Annotated in this window: 19 protein-coding genes; 5 read left to right on the top strand and 14 right to left on the bottom strand. The window is 72.0% G+C overall.

Annotation, left to right across the window (positions count from 1 at the left end):
- Positions 1 to 205 precede the first annotated feature (205 nt).
- Complete coding sequence (locus tag HQQ85_RS01945; protein ID WP_173180823.1) at positions 206 to 706, bottom strand: SRPBCC domain-containing protein; 501 nt, start codon at positions 704 to 706, stop codon at positions 206 to 208.
- 142 nt (positions 707 to 848) lie between these two features.
- Here HQQ85_RS01945 and HQQ85_RS01940 point away from each other — a divergent pair, with 142 nt between their 5' ends.
- Genes HQQ85_RS01940 through HQQ85_RS01930 form a run of 3 tightly spaced genes read left to right on the top strand, consistent with a single transcriptional unit; the run spans position 849 to position 2,559 of the window.
- Positions 849 to 1,091 carry a DUF2188 domain-containing protein gene (locus HQQ85_RS01940; RefSeq protein ID WP_173180822.1) on the top strand — a complete coding sequence of 81 codons (243 nt, stop codon included), beginning with the start codon at positions 849 to 851 and terminating at the stop codon, positions 1,089 to 1,091.
- On the top strand, positions 1,088 to 2,233 hold the full coding sequence (locus HQQ85_RS01935) for an FAD-dependent monooxygenase (protein WP_173180821.1): 1,146 nt from the start codon (positions 1,088 to 1,090) through the stop codon (positions 2,231 to 2,233). Before HQQ85_RS01940 ends, HQQ85_RS01935 begins: the two co-directional genes overlap by 4 nt.
- Before the next feature lie 38 nt (positions 2,234 to 2,271).
- On the top strand, positions 2,272 to 2,559 hold the full coding sequence (locus tag HQQ85_RS01930) for a hypothetical protein (protein WP_173180820.1): 288 nt from the start codon (positions 2,272 to 2,274) through the stop codon (positions 2,557 to 2,559).
- On the opposite strand, the gene HQQ85_RS01925 is transcribed toward HQQ85_RS01930, so the two are convergent.
- Entirely contained in the window at positions 2,486 to 5,029 is a 2,544-nt protein-coding gene (locus tag HQQ85_RS01925; RefSeq protein WP_173180819.1) for a glycoside hydrolase family 3 C-terminal domain-containing protein, read from the bottom strand. The two genes, HQQ85_RS01930 and HQQ85_RS01925, sit on opposite strands and share 74 nt — an antisense overlap.
- 144 nt (positions 5,030 to 5,173) lie before the next feature.
- Between HQQ85_RS01925 and HQQ85_RS01920 the strand changes: the two genes are divergently transcribed.
- Positions 5,174 to 6,061 carry a glycosyltransferase family 2 protein gene (locus HQQ85_RS01920; protein WP_173180818.1) on the top strand — a complete coding sequence of 296 codons (888 nt, stop codon included), beginning with the start codon at positions 5,174 to 5,176 and terminating at the stop codon, positions 6,059 to 6,061.
- Positions 6,062 to 6,070: 9 nt separating this feature from the next.
- Here HQQ85_RS01920 and HQQ85_RS01915 read toward each other — a convergent pair whose 3' ends face one another.
- From HQQ85_RS01915 to HQQ85_RS01905, 3 genes are all read right to left on the bottom strand, one after another.
- Complete coding sequence (locus HQQ85_RS01915) at positions 6,071 to 7,315, bottom strand: acyl-CoA dehydrogenase family protein (protein ID WP_371741724.1); 1,245 nt, start codon at positions 7,313 to 7,315, stop codon at positions 6,071 to 6,073.
- A gap of 90 nt (positions 7,316 to 7,405) precedes the next feature.
- Positions 7,406 to 8,521, bottom strand: a complete 1,116-nt coding sequence (sfnG, locus tag HQQ85_RS01910; RefSeq protein WP_173180817.1) for a dimethylsulfone monooxygenase SfnG — start codon at positions 8,519 to 8,521, stop codon at positions 7,406 to 7,408.
- A gap of 115 nt (positions 8,522 to 8,636) precedes the next feature.
- Positions 8,637 to 9,236: a TetR/AcrR family transcriptional regulator gene (locus HQQ85_RS01905; RefSeq protein WP_173180816.1), complete on the bottom strand. Its 600-nt coding sequence runs from the start codon at positions 9,234 to 9,236 to the stop codon at positions 8,637 to 8,639.
- A gap of 92 nt (positions 9,237 to 9,328) precedes the next feature.
- On the opposite strand from HQQ85_RS01905, the gene HQQ85_RS01900 reads away from it, so the two are divergent.
- Entirely contained in the window at positions 9,329 to 10,468 is a 1,140-nt protein-coding gene (locus tag HQQ85_RS01900) for a zinc-binding alcohol dehydrogenase family protein (RefSeq protein WP_173180815.1), read from the top strand.
- Between the two features lie 7 nt (positions 10,469 to 10,475).
- Here the strand turns inward: HQQ85_RS01900 and HQQ85_RS01895 are convergent, their stop codons facing one another.
- From HQQ85_RS01895 to murC, 9 genes are all read right to left on the bottom strand, one after another.
- A complete protein-coding gene (locus HQQ85_RS01895; RefSeq protein ID WP_173180814.1) occupies positions 10,476 to 11,396 on the bottom strand; it encodes an RluA family pseudouridine synthase in 921 nt (306 codons plus the stop codon).
- A gap of 2 nt (positions 11,397 to 11,398) precedes the next feature.
- Positions 11,399 to 11,992 (bottom strand): signal peptidase II, encoded by a 594-nt coding sequence (lspA, locus tag HQQ85_RS01890; RefSeq protein WP_254069080.1) that lies wholly within the window; start codon positions 11,990 to 11,992, stop codon positions 11,399 to 11,401.
- Positions 11,982 to 12,626 carry a DivIVA domain-containing protein gene (locus HQQ85_RS01885; RefSeq protein ID WP_173180813.1) on the bottom strand — a complete coding sequence of 215 codons (645 nt, stop codon included), beginning with the start codon at positions 12,624 to 12,626 and terminating at the stop codon, positions 11,982 to 11,984. Before HQQ85_RS01885 ends, lspA begins: the two co-directional genes overlap by 11 nt.
- A gap of 150 nt (positions 12,627 to 12,776) precedes the next feature.
- Positions 12,777 to 13,082 carry a YggT family protein gene (locus tag HQQ85_RS01880; protein WP_371741723.1) on the bottom strand — a complete coding sequence of 102 codons (306 nt, stop codon included), beginning with the start codon at positions 13,080 to 13,082 and terminating at the stop codon, positions 12,777 to 12,779.
- Between the two features lie 7 nt (positions 13,083 to 13,089).
- Entirely contained in the window at positions 13,090 to 13,599 is a 510-nt protein-coding gene (locus tag HQQ85_RS01875; RefSeq protein ID WP_173180812.1) for a cell division protein SepF, read from the bottom strand.
- Positions 13,600 to 13,639: 40 nt separating this feature from the next.
- Complete coding sequence (locus HQQ85_RS01870; protein ID WP_173180811.1) at positions 13,640 to 14,326, bottom strand: YggS family pyridoxal phosphate-dependent enzyme; 687 nt, start codon at positions 14,324 to 14,326, stop codon at positions 13,640 to 13,642.
- A gap of 16 nt (positions 14,327 to 14,342) precedes the next feature.
- Positions 14,343 to 15,566 carry a cell division protein FtsZ gene (ftsZ, locus tag HQQ85_RS01865; RefSeq protein ID WP_173180810.1) on the bottom strand — a complete coding sequence of 408 codons (1,224 nt, stop codon included), beginning with the start codon at positions 15,564 to 15,566 and terminating at the stop codon, positions 14,343 to 14,345.
- A 148-nt stretch (positions 15,567 to 15,714) separates the two neighbouring features.
- Positions 15,715 to 16,719, bottom strand: coding sequence for an FtsQ-type POTRA domain-containing protein (locus HQQ85_RS01860; protein ID WP_173180809.1), 1,005 nt, complete (start codon positions 16,717 to 16,719; stop codon positions 15,715 to 15,717).
- A 107-nt stretch (positions 16,720 to 16,826) separates the two neighbouring features.
- Entirely contained in the window at positions 16,827 to 18,242 is a 1,416-nt protein-coding gene (murC, locus tag HQQ85_RS01855; RefSeq protein WP_173180808.1) for a UDP-N-acetylmuramate--L-alanine ligase, read from the bottom strand.
- Positions 18,243 to 18,296 lie beyond the last annotated feature (54 nt).

The raw sequence follows: 18,296 nt of genomic DNA, 5'->3' as shown, positions 1-18,296 counted from the left end.
CGCCCTGCCGACGGCCGCGTCAAGCCGCTCCCTCCACGATGTCGGGCTCGCCGCCTGGTTCGGCGGCACCCTGAAGGGCGTGCTGCAGTGGGTGATCCCGGTGCTCACCGGCACCCTGATCGTGATGGGCGCCCAGCAGGGCGAGCAGCAGCGGCCGGCCGCGGGCTGGCTGCACCGCGTCACGAAGCGCTGAGGCCGCACCGGGTCAGCTCTCGAAGAGCTCCCGGTAGTAGTCGCACTGGGCGGGGTGGTAGTCGGTGAAACGGATGTCCGCCACCTCGCCCCCCGCGAGGGCGACCGTGAGCCGGTCGAGGTAGTACTCCCAGCCGGGCCCCACGTCGGCCATGGCGGCGGGATCGTCGACCAGGTGGGCGAAGGTGAGCACGGTGCCCGGGGCGGCTGCCGCGAGTGTCAGCTCGAGGCGCCAGCCCTCGCCGAGGCTCACCGCGAGGCGTGACGGCGCCTCGCACACCGAGACCTCGACCGGTTCGGCGGGGACGTCCTCGCCCTCCGCCGTCATCGCGAAGTCGACGGTGCCGGTGGCCGGGTCACCCGACCAGGTGCCGATCCAGCGCTCGAGGCGGGCCGGCTCGGTGATCGCGGCCCAGACCGTCTCGGCCGCATCTGGGAACGCCCGCTCGAGCACGAGGGCGTCGGCCCCGCCACGGGGCTCGCGGCGACCGGTCGGGGTGCGTGCGGTGCTCATGCGTCGATCTTCGCGACAGCCGGCCCCGAAGTCCAGAGCGCGTTCCGTCCGGCCCGCCGGGGTGTGCACGCTCTTCCGACGACGGTCGGAAGACGCAGCCCGTCCCGCGGGGTAGACAGGAGCCTCCGATGAAGGAGGAACCATGTCGCAGGACGACGTCGAGACCTACCACCAGGACGGGTCCTGGTACAACCGCGAGGCCGGGGAGTCGCGCAACACGAGCGGCCCGTTCCGCTCGAAGGAGGAGGCCGTCGAGGCCGGCCGTCGCTACGGCGGACGCCGCCGCGGCGAGCACCACGAGCACCACGGCTCCGACCACCACGGCGCCGACCACGACGGCCCAGGCGACCACGGTTCGGCTCGCGACACCGACCGCCTGGAATGACCACGACGCCCGGCACCCCGCCGCGCCTGGACATCGCGGTCGTCGGCGGCTCGATCGGCGGCCTGTTCGCCGCCTCCCTGCTGACCAGGGCCGGCCACCGCGTCACCGTCTTCGAGCGGTCGGAGCACGGCCTCGCGCGGCGCGGAGCGGGCCTCGTCGCGCAGCAGGAGCTAATCGAGCTGCTGCACCTGATCGGCCGCGACGACGCCGGGCGGGTCGGCGTGGTCGCCCACGAGCGCATCACGCTGGACCGCGAGGGCGCCGTCGTGCACCGCGATCCCACCCCGCAGACCCAGCTCTCCTGGGATCACCTCTACGAGGTGCTCCGCGCGGCGGTGCCGAGGGACGCGTACCGGCTCGCCAGCCGGGTGCGCAGGGTGCACGGCACCGAGCAGCAGGCCGTGATCGAGCTGGACGGCGACCGGCGCGAGGCGTTCGACCTCGTCATCGGCGCCGATGGCCTCGGCTCCGTCGTCCGCGAGGCCGTCGCTCCCGGGCGCACCGCGAACTCCCCCGCCGGCTACGTCACCTGGCGCGGTCTGGTGCCCGAGTCGGCGCTGCCGGCCGCCGCCGGTTCGGTGCTGCTCGAGCGCTTCGGCTTCTTCACCGGCCCGCGCTCGCACATGCTCGGCTACCTCGTGCCCGGCCCGGCGGGCGAGATCACGCGGGGCGATCGGCGCTACAACTGGGTCTGGTACCGTCCGATGGCTCCGGATGCCCTCGCCGCCCTGATGGAGTCGGCCGGCCGTCCGGCCACCGACGTGTCCCTCGCTCCCGGACAGCTGCCCTCACCCCTCCGCGACGACCTCGTCTCGGCCGCGGCCCGGGAGCTCCCGCCGCCCTTCGCCGACGCCGTGGCCGCGGAGCCGCGCCCGTTCCTCCAGGCGATCTTCGACTACGTGCCGCCGCGGCTCACCCAGGGCCGGGTGGCGCTCCTCGGCGACGCCGCCGTCGTGGTGCGCCCGCACACGGCGATGGGGGCGGCCAAGGCGGCCGGCGACGCCATCGCGCTCAGCGCCCTGCTCGACGCACTGCCGCTCGGCCGCGCCCTCGCCCGCTACGACGCCGAGCGTCTGCCCGTGGGCCGGGCGATCTCGGACTACGGCCGCCGCCTCGCCGCGTCCCTCCCCTTCGCCCGCTGATCACCTTCACCTCTCACCCACCACGAATGGAGAACACCATGTCCCTTCCCAGCGACCCCGACCAGACCGCCATCGAGTTCGCGGGCGTCCCTGCCTCGCCCGACCCTGCGGGAGCCATCCTCGAGGAGGGCATCCCCAACCCGTCCGGTGAGGGCGACGACGGCGAGAGTGCCGATGACAGCACCGACGACGGTGCCGACGAGCCCGACGCCGCCGCCGCCCCCGGCGACGCGCGGCCCGACTGGCGCGACTTCAGCTCCGAGATCCTCGAGCCCGACGAGGGGCAGCCCTTCGGCGACAAGGCGCCCGACGACCTGCGCGACTGAGCGCGTTCACCACCCCGAGCAGCCACAGCGAGCGCCGGCGGCCGAGGAGGCCGTCGGTGACGGTCGGCAGCATCCGGAACGTCAGCTGAGCCACCACCTCCCCCGCCGCCGCGTGCACGCCGGGGGCGTCCGGCGCGCCGAGCGTCTTCAGCGCCTGCGAGTGCACGGCGCCGAGCAGCAGGCGGCCGGCGAGCGCGCCCTGCATGTCGCCCAGAGCGGTGTCGAGGGTAAAGCGGCCGGGCGGGGCGGAGCGGTTCGGCGGAAGCAGGCGGCCGAGCATCCGCTCGAAGTCGGCGCGCGGGAAGCCGAGCGCGCGTGACGGGGCACCGTAGGCCCGGGGCACCTCGGCGGGAGCGGCCGGGAGCGCCGGTTCGCCCGGCGCCGTGACCGCGAGCCGGTGCACGACGTCGCGCGAGGACCGGCCGAGCCGCAGCTCGAACGGGCCCGGCGAGAGCTGCCAGGCAGATATTCCGGGGTTCCACCACGAGAAGGCGCGGCGCCCGAGCGTCAGCGTGAGGGTCTCACTCGCTCCGGGCTCGAGCGTCGCCTTGGCGAAGCCGCGCAGCTCCTGCTCGGGCCGGAAGGTCTCGGCCGAGCCGTCGTGCAGGTACAGCTGCACGACCTCGGAGCCGGCCCGCTCCCCCGTGTTCGTCACGGTCACCCGCACCGTCACCTCGTCGTCGCCCCGCTCGATCACCGGCTCGCCCCAGGCGAAGCGCGTGTACGAGAGGCCCTGCCCGAAACAGAACGCCACGTCCTCGCCGGCACTGTCGAACCAGCGGTAGCCGAGGTACAGGCTCTCGCGGTACTCAACCGTCGCGGGGCCGTTCGGCAGGTGGGCGAGCGGATGATCGTGGTAGCGCTCGGGGAAGGTCTCCGCCAGGCGTCCGCCCGGTTCGGCCAGCCCGAGCAGCACCTCGGCGAGGGCGCTGCCGCCCGCCTGTCCGCCGAGGTAGCCCTCGAGGATCGCCGCGACGCCCCGGCGCCACGGCAGCTCGACCGGCGCCCCGTTCTGCAGCACCACCACCGTGCGCGGGTTCGCCGCCCGCACCGTCTCGACCAGCCGATCATGGTCGACGGGCAGCCGCAGGTGCTCCCGGTCGACGCCCTCGGTCTCGTAGGTCTCGGGCAGCCCCACCACCACGACGGCCACGTCGGCCGCAGCGGCGGCCCGCTCCGCTTCCCGCAGCTGCACCTCGCTGGCCCGGTTCGTGGCCCCGTCGTATCCCGTGGCGAACACCACGCCCCCGACAGCGGCGCGAAGGGAGTCGAGGAGGGTGTCGAGCCGGGTCGGCACGACGTGCGAGCTCCCCGCCCCCTGGTAGCGCGGCTCGGCCGCCATGGCCCCGATCACCGCGATGCTCACCCCCGCTCGGATCGGCAGCACCCCGTCGTTCTGCAGCAGCACGGTCCCGGCCGCCGCCGCCCGCCGCGCCAGCGCGTGGTGCGCGTCGAGGTCGGGCTCCGGCGCCTCCACCGCGGTGCCGGCATGCGCTTCGACGAGCCGCAGCACGCGCCCGACCGCCGCGTCGAGCGCACCCCGTCCGAGCGACCCCGGCCGCGCATCCGTCGCCGAGGCGCGCACCGCCGCAGCACCCAGCCCCGCCCCGCGCGGGTTCGCATCACGCGAGGCGCCCGGCCGCGCATCCGTCGCCAGCGACCGCAGCACGAGGGCGTCGTCGAACCGGCCGAGCCCCGGCATGCTCAGGTCGGTGCCCGCCGGGATCGACGCCGCTCGGTCCCACGACGCCCCCCAGTCGGACACGACCACCCCGTCGAACCCCCACTCCCCTCGCAGCACACCGGTCAGCAGCCACCGCGACTCGGTGCAGTGCTCGCCGTTCAGCCGGTTGTACGCGGCCATCACGGTGGCGGGCCGCGCCGACCGCACGATGTGCTCGAAGGGCGCGAGGTAGAGCTCCCGCAGCGCCCGCTCGTCGACCACCGCGTCGATGCCGTAGCGCCGATGCTCGGTGTCGTTCGCCGCGAGGTGCTTCAGCGACGCGCCCACCCCCGTGCCCTGCACACCCTGCACCCAGGCAGCGCCGAGCCGGGCCGAGACCAGCGGATCCTCCGAGAAGTACTCGAAGTTCCGCCCGCCCACCGGTGTGCGCTTGAGGTTCACCCCGGGCCCCAGAAGCACCCCGATGCCGTGCGCGGCGGCCTCCCGCCCGAGGGCCGCGCCGACCTCGCGGACGAGCGACTCGTCCCAGCTCGCCCCGAGCGCCGCCGCCGTGGGGAAGCAGGTCGCCGGGTCCGAGTCGAACATCGACAGCCCCGACCCGTCGCGCGGCCGCCGCACCCCGTGCGGTCCGTCGCCCAGGCGCAGCGCCGGGATGCCGAGCCGCGGCACCGCGACCGTCGTCCACGCGTCCGCTCCGGCGGTCAACGCGACCTTCTCGGCGTCGGTCAGGCGCGCGACCAGGGCACTCACGTCCTCCGACGTCATCCGATCGCCCGACTCGCCCACCCCGCCCACGCTACTGCTCCGGATGCCCGCCCCCGCGCACCCGCCGCCCGACGATCATCTGCACCTGTCGCCCGGTGCCCGCGCTCTGCCAGACTGACGGCACCGACCGGCGTCCCCGCCCCGCTCCCGATCGAAGGATCCGACGTGACCGACAGCCTCTCCCCGCTCCCCGCCGCCGCGCTGCCGACGGTGTCGATCGTCATCCCCGCGTACAACGAGGAGGCGGGCATCCGTCACTGCCTCGTCGCCGCGATCGAGCAGACCGTGCCCGCGCACGAGATCGTGGTGGTCGACAACCGCTCGACCGACGGCACGCGGGCGGCGGTCGAGGCGATGATCCAGGCGTTCCCCGAGGCGAACATCCGCCTGATCGAGCAGGACGCCGAGCAGGGCATCACCCCCACCCGGAACGCCGGCTTCGACGCTGCGACCGGCACCGTGATCGGCCGCATCGACGCCGACACCGCCCTCGCGCCGAACTGGGTGGAGCAGGTGCAGCTCGCCTTCTCGACCGGTGACTTCGTGGCGGCCAGCGGCCCGGTCGAGTACTACGACATGCCCATGCGGCGCTTCGGCCACCACGCCGACGACACCTTCCGGAAGCTGCAGGTGAAGCTCGCCGGCGACTACGTCTTCCTCTTCGGCACGAACATGGCGATCACGAAGGAGGCCTGGCTGGCCGTGCGCGGCGACGTCTGCGCCGACCGCGAGGATCTCATGCACGAGGACATCGACCTGGCCGTGCACCTCGCCCTCAAGGGCCTCAAGGTGGGCTACGTCTCGGCGATGACGGTGGGCATGTCGGCCCGCCGCCTCGACTCCTCGCCGCGGGACTACCTCTACTACGTCGAGCGATTCCAGCGCACCTACGCGGCCCATGGCATCCACGACGTGCGCCTGCTCGCGCCGATGGCCGTCTTCCTCGGCATCTACCCGGCGCTGCACGCCGAGCGCGCCCTGCACGAGCACCGCACGGCCCAGCGCTGGGGCGGGGTCCCCCACCCCGCCCCGGCGGTGACCCCCGCCGACTGACCTCTCGGATCAGGTGTACCAGGTGGGCTCGGGGATCTCGTTGAGCAGCACGTACTGCCCCACCTCGCGGCGCTTGTACGGCGCCGGGTCGTGCAGCGAGTGCGTGCGGAGGTTGCGCCAGAAGATGTCGAGGCCCACCGAGTTCGCCGTCGCCCGAGCCCCCGTCAGTTCGTAGACCTTGGTGGCGGTCTCGAGCCCGTCGTCCGAGATGCGCGCCTTCGCGGCGGCGATCCGCACGGCGATCTCGCCGCGCCGCCGCTCGGTGAGCTCCTCGCGCGGCGCGTGCAGCACGGCACTGATCTCCTCGCCGACCGCGTCGATCAGCGCCTCGTCGGCCCAGAGCTTGGACTGCAGCGACCCGTACCCCTCGAGCAGGTACCACTCGTCGGCGGCCCGCGCCTTGTCGTCGCCGCCGTACGGCCAGGGGCGCGTCGTCGACCGCGTGTAGGCCGCGGCGGTCGTCAGTGCCCCCTGCGCGATCCCGAGGTAGAAGTTCGCGAACACGAGCTGGATCGTCGGCACGTTCAGCGTGTTGTACGTCAGCGGCTGGAACACCCGGTCGACGAACCCCGCCGCCGACGCCCAGTCCACGCGCACGTCCTGGATCTCGACCGACCCCGACTCGGTCAGCCGCTGCCCGAGGCTGTCCCAGTCGTTCCCGAACACGATGCCCGGCTGGTCGGTCGGCACTATCGCGAAGATGTGCGTGTCTGTGCCCTCGAGCACGCCCTCGAGCACGGTCAGATCGCTGACGACCCCACCCGTCGAGAACGACTTGCGCCCCGAGAACACGAGGGTGTCCCCCTCCGAGCGGATGCTCAGATCCGAGTCCCGCGGATTCACCGCGCCCCCGAACAGCAGGCTCTGGGAGGTGTACAGCTCCTCGACGGCCGCGATCTGATCCTCGGTCGCGACGAGCCGCGCCGCCCACGCCCAGAGGTAGTGGTAGCCGAGCAGCTGCCCGATCGAGCCGTCACCGCGGGCGACCGCGCGGATCACCTTGTACGCCGTGGCCCAGGTCTGCCCGCCCCCGCCGTGCTCGACGGGTCCGAGCAGCGTCACGAGACCGGAGGCCTTCAGCAGCGCCACCTCCCGGTGGGGCGCGAGCCCGGCGCGGTCGCGCTCCACGGCGTCGGCGGCGAGGATGTCCGACACCTCCGCGGCGCGTTCGAGCCACTCGGCGCTAGTCTGTGGGCGGGCTGCGTCCCGCCAGCGGTCGGTCGAGGGGTCGGTCGTCTGGTCTGTCAGGGTCACGATGATGCTCCTTGTTCGGTGTGCTGGATCGCCCGGGGAACCGGGCGGTGGATCGCCGGGAGCCCGTTGCCGCGGGCTTCCGACGAGGAATCAGACGGTGGCGGGGCGCAGCTCGCCGGTGCGCTCGAGTTCGGCCTCGAGCTCCCGCACGATGGGGATGACGGTGGTGCCGAAGTGCTCGAGCTCCTCCTGGAAGTGCAGGAAGCCGAGCAGGAACAGGTCGACGCCGCGCTGCTTGTACGCGATGATCCGCCGCGCGACCTGCTCGGCGTCGCCGATCAGCTGGGTGCGGAAGCCGTCGTTGTACTGCACGAGGTCCTCGAACGACGAGTCGGCCCACATCCCCTTCCTGTCGGCCGTCGAGGCGCCCGCCTGCTGCACGGATGCGCGGAACCCCTCGACCGACGGCTTGTCGGCCTTCGCGATGATCTCCCGCAGCTGCTCGCGCGCCTCCGCCTCGGTGTCGCGGATGATCGTGAACGCGTTCAGGCCGAACCGCACCCGGCGCCCGTGCTCGGCCGCGATGCGCGTCACCTCGTCGTACTGCTCGGTGAACCCGTCGAAGTCCTTGCCGTTCGAGAAGTACCAGTCGGCGTGCGCCCCGCCGTTGAAGCGGGCGGCCGTCGAGTTGCCGCCCTGGAAGATCTCCGGATGCTCGCGCCCCTGCACCGGGAACGGCCCCGGTCGCAGAGTGAAGTCGTTCACGCGGTAGAAGTCCCCCGCGAACTCGACGTTCTCCTCGGTCCAGAGCTTCCGCAGCACCTCGATGAACTCCGCCGAGCGCCGGTAGCGCTCGTCGTGCTCGAGCCAGGGCAGACCGAGCTTCGTGTACTCGTCCTTGAACCAGCCGCTGACGACGTTGACGGCGGCCCGGCCGTGCGAGAACTGATCGGCGGTGAGGATGAACTTCGCGAGCACGGCCGGCTCCCAGAGCCCCGGGTGCACCGCGGCGATGACCTTGAGCTTCTCGGTCGCGAGCAGCAGCGCGAGGCTGATGCTCGTCGACTCGTGCTGCTGGGCGGCGCCGTAGCTCGACAGGTAGCGCACCTGGCTCAGCGCGTACTCGAAGCCCACCCGCTCGGCGGTCTGAGCGAGTTTGACGTTGTAGTCGTAGTCCCATGAGGTGCGCTGCTCGATCGTCGACACGACGAGCCCGCCGCTGACGTTCGGCACCCAGTAGGCGAACTTGAGGGGATCGGTGGTCATGGCGTCTCCAGGCTGCACTCGGGCGATGCTCCGCGGCTGCGGAGTGGTGCCACTGTAGGCAGCGCGATCCGGCCGCCGTGCTGGTCCTACGCTTTGTGACGCGGCAGCCCCGCGCTCACCCCTGGGGTGCGAGCAGGGCCTCGAGCTCGACCCAGGAGTCCTCGAGGAACCCGGCGAGGGGCCGGGTCGGCGGCGCGTCGAGCCAGGCGTCGAGCGCCCGGTCGAACACGAGCACGGCGATCGAGGCCACCAGCCGGGCCCGCTCCGGGGCCACCGACCGTAAGACGAGCCCATCCGTGATCGCATCGGCGAGGTGCGCCGACTTCAGCAGCTCGCGCTCCCGCAGCTGGTCCTCCGCCCGGATGATCGCCCTCCGCCGGAGGATCGGCTCCCGCCAGCCCTCCAGCGGCGACACCGCGCGGGCGAGCCCCTGCCGCACGACGTCGAGCGCGTCGGCCCCCGCGGATACTCCCCCGAGCCCGTCCCCCTGCGCCGCCACCCCCTCCAGCGCCTCTGCGATCACCCGCGGGAACTCGCGGTCCCGCAGGAAGAACACGTCCCTCTTGTCGGCGAAGTGCCGGAAGAAGGTGCGGGTCGTCAGCTCGGCCCGCGCCGTGATCTGCGGCACGGTCGTCGCCGCGTAGCCCTGCTCCTCCACGAGATCGAGCGCCGCCGCCTCGAGCCGAAGTGCCGCATCCGGTGCCCATCGCGTCATGCGCCCCACCTTACGACATTCCGTGTCATCATGGCCATGACACGCAATGCCATCACCCACCCCGCTCGACCCGAACACCTCTGGAGAACCGGATGCCCGACAGCACTCCCCCGAACACCGCAGCCTGGCTCGACACTGCCTATGCCGACGTGACCGTGCGCGAATCGCCCTTCCCGGTCGCCGGCCCGACCCAGCTCGTCGTGCGAGCGCGCGCCGTCGCGATCAACCCGCTCGACGCCGTCATCCAGTCCAACGGCCGGATGATGTACCGCTGGCTCGACGCCCCCGCCGTGCTCGGCACCGACGTCGCCGGCGAGGTCGTCGCCGTCGGTGCGGAGGTGACACGGTTCGCGAAGGGCGACCGCGTCGTCGGTTTCGCCCTGGGCGTCGAGAAGGGCCGCGACCACGTCGCAGAGGGCGGCTTCCAGCAGCACCTCCTGCTCGAAGAGGCGCTGACGGCCCCGATCCCGACCGGCTCGGCCTTCGAGGACGCGGCGGCACTGCCCCTCGCGGTCTCGACGGCGGCCGTGGCCCTCTTCCAGAGCGACCAGCTCGGGCTCGCGCATCCGCCTACCGCACCCGGCGAGGTGGTGGCGCGCGGGGAGACGGTCGTGGTGTGGGGCGGCGCCACGAGCGTCGGCCTGAACGCCGTGCAGCTCGCGGTCGCCGCCGGCTACCGCGTCGTCACGACCGCCTCCCCCGCCAACCACGCGCTGCTGCGCGACCTCGGCGCGGCCGAGGCCGTCGACTACCGTGATGCCGAGGTCGTGGCGAAGGTCGTGGCCGCCGTCGGCGGGCAGCGGGTGGCCGGCGTGCTCGCCATCGCGACGGGCTCGGCCGAGCCGTGCGTCGCGATCGCCGCCCTGACCGGGGCGAAGCGGGTCGCCCTCGCCAGCCCCTCGGTCTCGTTCTTCGACCAGCCCCGCCGTTCGGGCTTCTCCCGCCGCCGAGCCGTGATGATCGCACGGCTCGTGGCGGGCAACGTCGCGCTGCAGCTGCGCTGCCTCCGTCACGGCATCCGCGCGCGCTTCGTCTGGGGCAGCACACTCGTCTCGAACGAGGTGGGCCGGATGCTCTGGACCGACCACCTCCCGGCCGCCCTCGCCGAGGGCCGCCACCGGGTGCTGCCGCGGGCGGAGGTGGTGGGAACCGGGCTGTCGAGCATCCAGCCCGCCCTCGACCGGATGCGCGCCGGCGTCTCGGCGACGAAGCTCGTGGTGCTGCTGCCCTGAGGCCCGGCTAGTCGTCGCGCACGACGTCGAGCGCGTGCTGAAGGTCGGCCGGGTAGTGGCTCTCGAACGAGACGTACTCGCGGGTGCGCGGATGCACGAAGCCCAGCCGCATGGCGTGCAGCCACTGCCGGGCGAGCCCGAGCCGGGCCGACAGCACGGGGTCGGCGCCGTACATCGAGTCGCCCACGCACGGGTGCCGCTGGGCGGCCATGTGCACCCGGATCTGATGGGTGCGCCCGGTCTCGAGGTGGATCTCGAGCAGCGTCGCCGCCCGGAACGCCTCGAGCGTCTCGTAGTGCGTGATGGAGTGCTTGCCGTCGGCGGTGACCGCGAACTTCCAGTCGGAGCGCGGATGGCGGCCGATGGGCGCGTCGATGGTGCCCGCAAAGGGGTCGGGGTGGCCCTGAACCAGGGCGTGGTAGATCTTGTCGACCTCGCGGTCGTGGAAGAGGCGCTTCAGCCAGGTGTAGGCCTCCTCGCTCTTCGCGACGACCATCAGGCCGCTCGTGCCCGCGTCGAGGCGGTGCACGATGCCCGCGCGCTCGGCAGCGCCGCTCGTGGCGATGCGGTAGCCGGCGCCGGCGAGGGCGCCGAGCACGGTCGGCCCGTCCCAGCCGACCGACGGATGCGCGGCGACACCCACGGGCTTGTCGACCACGATGATGTCGTCGTCGTCGTAGACCACGTCGAGCTCGGGCACGATCACCGGCACGATGCGGGGCTCCTCCTTGGGAGCCCACTCGACCGAGAGCCAGGTGTCGCGCCGCAGCCGGTCGCTCTTGCCGGCCGGCCTGCCGTCGACGCTCACGCCGCCGGCGTCGACGACCTCGGCGGCGAAGGTGCGTGAGAAGCCGAGCAGCTTGGCGATCCCGGCGTCGACGCGCGTGCCGTCGAGACCGTCGGGGACGGGCAGGGTGCGGGACTCCATCGCTACGACTTCTCCGGCTCGGCCAGCGGATCGGCCCCGGGCTGGGCCCCGGGCGCGGCCTCGGGCTCAGGAGCAGCCGCCGGCTTCTCCCCGCGCGTGCCGTCGAGTCCCACCCCGCGGAGGGTCAGGATCAGGAACAGCACCATGGCGCCCGAGATGCAGACGTCGGCGCCGTTGAAGATCGCCGGCAGCAGCGGGATGGTGAGGAAGTCGATGACATGACCGACGCCGAAGCCGGGCTCCCGGAAGAGCCGGTCGATCAGGTTGCCGATGGTTCCGCCGAGCAGCAGCCCGAACACCCAGGCCCAGGCGATCGAACGGATGCGCCGGGCGAACCAGATGATCACCACGGTCACGGCGGCCGCCAGGATCGAGAAGATCCAGGTGTACGCGTTGCCGATCGAGAAGGCGGCGCCGGAGTTCTTCACGAAACGGAACTGGATGAGGTCGCCCACGACGGGGACGACCTCACCCAGTTCGAGGTTCGAGACCACGAGGAACTTCGTGAACTGATCGATGGCGATCGCCGCAGCTGCGACGACCGCCAGAACGATCAGTACCCGGGGGCGAGCCTTCTGGGTCCGACTATCCGCCAAAGCCGCTGAAGGTGGAGGACGGGGTCTTCTCGTTGTCGACGCTCGAGGAGGTCAGGTCTTTCAGCTGGTCCTCGATGTAGCTCTTGAGGCCGGAGCGGTAGTCCTTCTCGAAGGTGCGCAGCTCGTCGATGCGGTGCTCGATGCCGGCCTTCTCCTGGTTGAGACGGGCGAGCTCGTTGCGCTGCTTGGTCTCGGCCTCGGCGACGATGCGCGCGGCGGTGGCGTGACCCTCGGCGATGAGGGCGTCACGCTTGTCGGCACCCTCCTTGACGTGCTCGTCGTGCAGACGACGCGCCAGCTGGAGCAGGTTCGTGGTGGAGACCGCGTCGTCCTCGACCTCGGCGGCCGGAGCCGACGCGGAGACGGCGGCCGGAGCCGCGGCGACGGGTGCGGGCACCTCGGCGACGGGTGCGGGGGCCGGGGTCTCCTCGGCAGCGGCCGGGGCCGGGGCCGCGGCGACGGGAGCGGAACCGCTCTCGAGCTGGGCCTTGAGCTCCTCGTTCTCCTGCGTCAGGCGACGGAGCTCGACCACGACCTCGTCGAGGAAGTCGTCGACCTCGTCCTGGTCGTATCCTTCACGGAACTTGGTCTGAGAAAATCTCTTGTTAACAACATCTTCCGGAGTTAACGCCATGGTCTTCCACCTTTATTGCTCTGACAGACAGTGATAACGCGTTGCTAACCGTAGCAACATTCCTGGCGAACGTCCCATGAACGGGTCGATCGGGGCGGTGCGAGTGCTTTCAGACTACATGGGCCCCCGGTCGGGGCACATGGCCGAGCCTCAGGATGCGCGCAGGAAGCCCGCGACCGAGAGGCCGATGATCACGATGAGCATCACGATGCTCCAGCCGAAGTCGAGGGCCACGGGGCCCACGCGCAGCGGCGGGATGATGCGCCGGAAGAACCGGATCGGCGGGTCGGTGACCGTGTAGGCCGCCTCCGCCACCACCAGGAGCGCGCCGGTGGGCCGCCAGTCACGGCGGACCGTCCGGACGAGGTCGAGGATGAATCGACCCCACATCAGGAAGAAGTACAGCAGCAGCGCGAAATAGACGACGGTCGCGATGATCGCTACGAGTGAACCCACTCAGCAATTATGACTGGACGAAGAAGGACGACTCCGCACGAGCCTCGCCACCGGCGTCCCCGGAGACCGAGACGTGCGACGGCGAGAGCAGGAAGACCTTGCTGGTGACACGCTCGATCTTGCCGTAGAGGCCCTGCGAGAGGCCGCCGGCGAAGTCGATCAGACGGCGCGCATCGGCATCCGTCATCTGCGACAGGTTCATGATGACCGGGATGCCCTCGCGGAAGTTCTCGGCGATGACCTGGGCATCCTTGTACTGCTTGGGGTGCACGGTGAGGATTTCGTTCATTTCAGCAGGAGCCACATTCTTCGTCTGAGTGGTGTGCGAGGTCTTGCGGAGGGGGGTCACCGGCGCACGGGTGGCCTGGGGCGCGGGGGCCTGGCTGGGAGCTGCCTGAGGATGCGGCACGGGCGCGACGGGCGCCTGTCGCTGCGGCTCGGCGGCGGGAGTCTCGTAGTCGAGCTCCTCGTCGGCGAGTCCCAGGTAGACCATGGTCTTGCGGAGCGGGTTGGCCATCGGAACCTCCGGTTGGGTGCGTGTTCTTCCTACCCCGAGATTAATCGCGGGGCGGGCGATTTCCGGTGATTGCCGTCCCGATCCGCAGGTGTGTCGCGCCCTCGGCGATCGCCTCGGCGAAGTCGTTCGACATGCCGGCCGACATCCAGCGCGCCTCGGGCACGACGGTGCGCACGCGGTCGCCGACCGACCGCAGCCGGGCGAAGGCGGCGCGCGGCTCCTCGTCGAGCGGGGCGACCGCCATCACGCCGAGAAGGCGCAGGCCTGAAGCGCGGGCCACCCGCTCGGCGAGGGCCTCCGCATCCTCAGGTCGCACTCCCCCGCGTTCGGGGTCGTCGGTGAGGTTGACCTGCAGGAACGCGTCGAGCGGGCCGCTGCCCTCGGCCGGGACGGCCAGCGCCTCGACGAGCGCCTCTCGGTCGAGCGAGTGCAGCACCGAGGCGTACTCGCGGGCCTGGCGGGCCTTCTTGGTCTGCAGCTGGCCGACGAAGTGCCAGTCGAGCTCGAGGTCGGCGAGCTCCACGGCCTTCTCGCGCGCCTCCTGGTGCCGGTTCTCGCCGAAGTCGCGGAGGCCGGCGGCGTGCAGCTCGCGCACGAGCGACGCGGGGTGGAACTTGGTGACCGCGATGAGGGTCAGTTCGCCACGGTCACGACCGGCGGAGCGCGCCGCCTCCGAGATCTCGGATTCGACGCGCTCGACCCGCTCCGCGGGAGTTGGCTCGGTCACTACTGGAGGAGGTCGGTCACTTGAGGAAGTCCGGGACGTCCAGATCGGCGTCGTCGTCTTCCGAGGCCGGGTCGAGCGCCACGGCGCCGGTGAGGCCGAGGTCGGCCGACGGGGTCGACCAGTGCTGTGCCGGGGCCGGAGCGGCGGCAGGCGCCTCCTCGGCGGGCTCCGCACGCTGGTCGCGGCGCAGCGTCGCCGTGGGAGCGGCGCCGCGGCCGAACGGGTCGACCTCCTCGGCCTTGCCGACGAAGCTGCCGCGACGCGACTCGACCGCCGGGGTGTTGGCGTTCGGCTCGCCGCCGTCGAACCCCGCGGCGATGACGGTGACGCGCACCTCGTCGCCGAGCGTGTCGTCGATGACGGCACCGAAGATGATGTTCGCCTCGGGGTGCACCGCGTCCTGAACGAGCTTGGCCGCGTCGTTGATCTCGAAGATGCCGAGGTTCGAGCCGCCCTGGATCGACAGCAGCACGCCGTGCGCACCGTCGATCGACGCCTCGAGCAGCGGCGAGGCCACGGCGAGCTCGGCGGCCTTGATGGCGCGGTCGGCTCCCCTGGACGAGCCGATGCCCATCAGCGCGGAACCCGCGCCCTGCATGACCGACTTGACGTCGGCGAAGTCGAGGTTGATCAGGCCGGGGGTGGTGATCAGGTCGGTGATGCCCTGCACACCGGCGAGGAGCACCTGGTCGGCCGTCGAGAAGGCCTCGAGCATGCTGATGCCTCGGTCGCTGATCTCGAGCAGGCGGTCGTTCGGCACGACGATGAGGGTGTCGACCTCGTTCTTCAGGGTGGCGACACCGTCTTCGGCCTGGGCCGCGCGGCGCTTGCCCTCGAAGCCGAAGGGCTTCGTGACGACACCGATGGTGAGCGCCCCGATCGACTTCGCGATGCGGGCCACGACGGGAGCACCGCCGGTGCCCGTTCCGCCGCCCTCTCCGGCGGTGACGAAGACCATGTCGGCGCCCGCCAGGGCCTCCTCGATCTCCTCCGCGTGGTCCTCCGCCGCACGACGGCCGACCTCCGGGTCGGCGCCGGCACCGAGGCCGCGGGTGATCTCGCGGCCGACGTCGAGCTTGACGTCGGCGTCGCTCATCAGGAGCGCCTGCGCATCCGTGTTGATGGCGATGAACTCGACTCCGCGGAGCCCGAGCTCGATCATGCGGTTGACGGCGTTGACGCCGCCGCCGCCGATACCGACGACCTTGATCACGGCGAGGTAGTTCTGGTTTGAAGTCACGTCCGGCCTCCGCTGGAACCTTAAAGTTCGACTTGAAAGTTAAAGTTATTCCGAGTATGTATTTCCTACGACGACGCTACGGGAGGAAGCTCCCCAGGGCCGCGAATCCCACCGCGTGTCGCGATCGGATCCGGTGGATCCGCGTTCGTCAGCGGATGACCGGGCTCTGCGGGCTCGACACGTCGTACTCCACCGGCAGCGCCGGATCCTGCGTCGCGATCAGCTTCTGCAGGATCTGCGCCTTCAGTTCGCTCTCCTCGGCGTCGCCCCAGACGACCCGCTGGCCGGCTCCGGCGAAGACCATCGTGACGCTGTCGGGGGTGGTGCCGCTGATGCGGTCGACCTGCGCCAGCAGGGTGTCGGGCAGGGACATCAGCACGGCGGCGGCGGCCTGGAACCCCGGGCTGCCGATCTCGGTGCCGGTGAGGTCGAGCACGGGGAAGCCGGGAATGCGCTCCCCCGACTGCTGCACGACGACTCCCGCCGCGTCGATCAGGTCGAAGCCCGCGGCGGTCTGCAGCAGTGCGACGGGGCGACGCTCCACGACGCGCACGGCGAGGGTGTCGGGCGGACGCGCCTCCACCGAGTACGACTCGATGTAGGGGAAGCCGGCGAGGTCGCGCTCGATCGCGCCGTAGTCGACGAGGGCGAGCGGCTTGCCGAGCTGGTCGTCGAGGGCGGTGCTGACGGCCGCGGGGTCGAGCCGGGCGGTGCCCTCGACGGCGAGCTGGCGCACGGCGAGCAGCGGCGAGTAGGCCGTGAGCAGCACCACGAGCACGAGGCCGGCGAGCGTGCCGCCCGCGATCATCCAGGTGATGCGCCGACGCCGGGAGCGCTGGGTGAAGCGGCGGGCCTCGGAGCGCTCGAAGCGGCGCCGGGCGGCGGTGGCCTTGCGCAGCTGCCGTTTGGCGTCGGGGTTCGTCGCCGACGCGGGCGGCGAAGCGGGCTTCGCCGTGCTTGGCGCGGTCGTCGATGCGGGGCTCCCCGTGGGCAGCTTCACCGATCGCGTCCGGCCGAGCGGCTGGGTGAGATCGATCGGCTGGGTGAGATCGATCGGCTGGGTGAGGTCGATCGGCAGCGTCGCGTCCTGATCGCCGGAAGGGGCGGACGAGCGCGACGGGGCCGACGAGCGCGACGGGGCCGCCGGACGCACGTCCGGTGTCGCCCGCGGGGCACGTGGCGCCCGCTTCGGCCGCTGCGCCGGCGGCTCGGCGGCCGGCGGCGGCGGTGGAGGGGGCGGAGTGATGCCCGGAGGCCGCTTCACTCCCCGGCGACGCCCGCGACCGAGCGGGACTCCAGCTGCTCCAGCAGCTGCGGCACGATCAGGTTGACGTCGCCGCAGCCGAGCGTGACGACGAAGTCGCCCGGGCGGGCCACGCTCGCGAGGTGCTCCGCGGCGCGATCCCAGTCGTCGACGTAGGCGACCTTCGAGGCGTCGTCGAAGCGCGAGGAGACGAGCTCGCCGGTGACACCCGGGATCGGGTCCTCCCGGGCGCCGCAGACCTCGAGCACGATCGTGTAGTCGGCGGTGCGCTCGAGCGTCTCGGCGAACTCCCCCGCCATCAGCTTCGTGCGGCTGTACAGATGCGGCTGGTGCACGGCGATGATCCGGCCCTCGCCCACGACGGTGCGCGCGGCGGTCAGCGCCGCGTCGACCTCGGTGGGGTGGTGGGCGTAGTCGTCGTAGACGCTCACGCCGCCGACGGTGCCGTGCAGCTCGAACCGCCGGCCGGTGCCGCCGAACGCGCCCACCGCGGCGAGGGCCGCATCCGGGGCGAAGCCGAGACCCACCAGCACGGCGACCGCACCGGCCGCGTTGATCGCGTTGTGGTGGCCGGGAACCCGCAGGCCGGCCGGGTAGCTGACGCCCTCGTAGTCGAGGGTGAAGCGCACGGGCCCGTCGGTCTGGATCGAGTGCACCCGCAGGTCGGCGTCGGCGGCCTCGCCGAAGCTCAGCACCCGCTGGTGGGCGAGCCTGTCTTTCACGCGCAACGCACCGGCGTCGTCGGAGGAGATGACGACGAGCTCGGAGGCCGCGTCGGCGAACTGCACGAAGGCGTCCTCGACGGCCTCGACCGAGCCGTAGTGGTCGAGGTGGTCGGGGTCGACGTTGGTGATCAGGGCGACCGCCGTGTCGTAGAGCAGGAACGAGCCGTCGCTCTCATCGGCCTCGACGACGAACAGCTCCCCGTCGCCGAAGGCCGAGCTGGTGCCGAGCTCGGAGATGACCCCGCCGTTGACGAAGCTCGGGTCGGCGTCGAGCCCGATCAGACCGGTGACGATCATGCCGGTCGAGGTGGTCTTGCCGTGGGCGCCGGCGACCGCCACGAGGCGCTTGCGGTTGGTCAGCCAGGCGAGGGCCTGCGAGCGGTGCAGCACGGTCAGCCCGCGCTCCTGCGCGGTGAGGTACTCGGGGTTGTCGGGCCAGAGCGCGCTGGTGACGACGAGGGTGTCGGCCTCGCCGACGTTCGCCGCGTCGTGGCCGACGGCCACGGGGATGCCGAGCGCGCGCAGCTTGGACGCGGTCTTGGAGTCGCTGCGGTCGGACCCGGTGACGGTCAGGCCGGCGGCCTGGAACAGCCGGGCGATGCCGCTCATGCCCGCTCCGCCGATGCCCACGAAGTGCACGGCGCCGAGCGTCTCGGGGATGGGGAGGCTGAGGTCGGGCTTGATCACGGGTTCATGCCCTTTCTGATCGGGGCTCGGTGGGGCGGGGTTCTCGGATGCTCG

This window comes from Herbiconiux sp. VKM Ac-2851 (genome assembly GCF_013205105.1).
GTDB classification, from domain to species: domain Bacteria; phylum Actinomycetota; class Actinomycetes; order Actinomycetales; family Microbacteriaceae; genus Herbiconiux; species Herbiconiux flava.
This window is presented reverse-complemented; position numbering and strand designations above follow the sequence as displayed.

Bases quoted from the DNA above. Each gene is read 5' to 3' on its own strand.
- HQQ85_RS01885 (WP_173180813.1), bottom strand. From the start codon at position 12,626: ATGGCGTTAACTCCGGAAGATGTTGTTAACAAGAGATTTTCTCAGACC.
- HQQ85_RS01900 (WP_173180815.1), top strand. From the start codon at position 9,329: ATGCCCGACAGCACTCCCCCGAACACCGCAGCCTGGCTCGACACTGCC.
- HQQ85_RS01905 (WP_173180816.1), bottom strand. From the start codon at position 9,236: ATGACGCGATGGGCACCGGATGCGGCACTTCGGCTCGAGGCGGCGGCG.
- HQQ85_RS01875 (WP_173180812.1), bottom strand. From the start codon at position 13,599: ATGGCCAACCCGCTCCGCAAGACCATGGTCTACCTGGGACTCGCCGAC.
- HQQ85_RS01945 (WP_173180823.1), bottom strand. From the start codon at position 706: ATGAGCACCGCACGCACCCCGACCGGTCGCCGCGAGCCCCGTGGCGGG.
- HQQ85_RS01940 (WP_173180822.1), top strand. From the start codon at position 849: ATGTCGCAGGACGACGTCGAGACCTACCACCAGGACGGGTCCTGGTAC.
- sfnG (WP_173180817.1), bottom strand. From the start codon at position 8,521: ATGACCACCGATCCCCTCAAGTTCGCCTACTGGGTGCCGAACGTCAGC.
- HQQ85_RS01935 (WP_173180821.1), top strand. From the start codon at position 1,088: ATGACCACGACGCCCGGCACCCCGCCGCGCCTGGACATCGCGGTCGTC.
- HQQ85_RS01930 (WP_173180820.1), top strand. From the start codon at position 2,272: ATGTCCCTTCCCAGCGACCCCGACCAGACCGCCATCGAGTTCGCGGGC.
- HQQ85_RS01895 (WP_173180814.1), bottom strand. From the start codon at position 11,396: ATGGAGTCCCGCACCCTGCCCGTCCCCGACGGTCTCGACGGCACGCGC.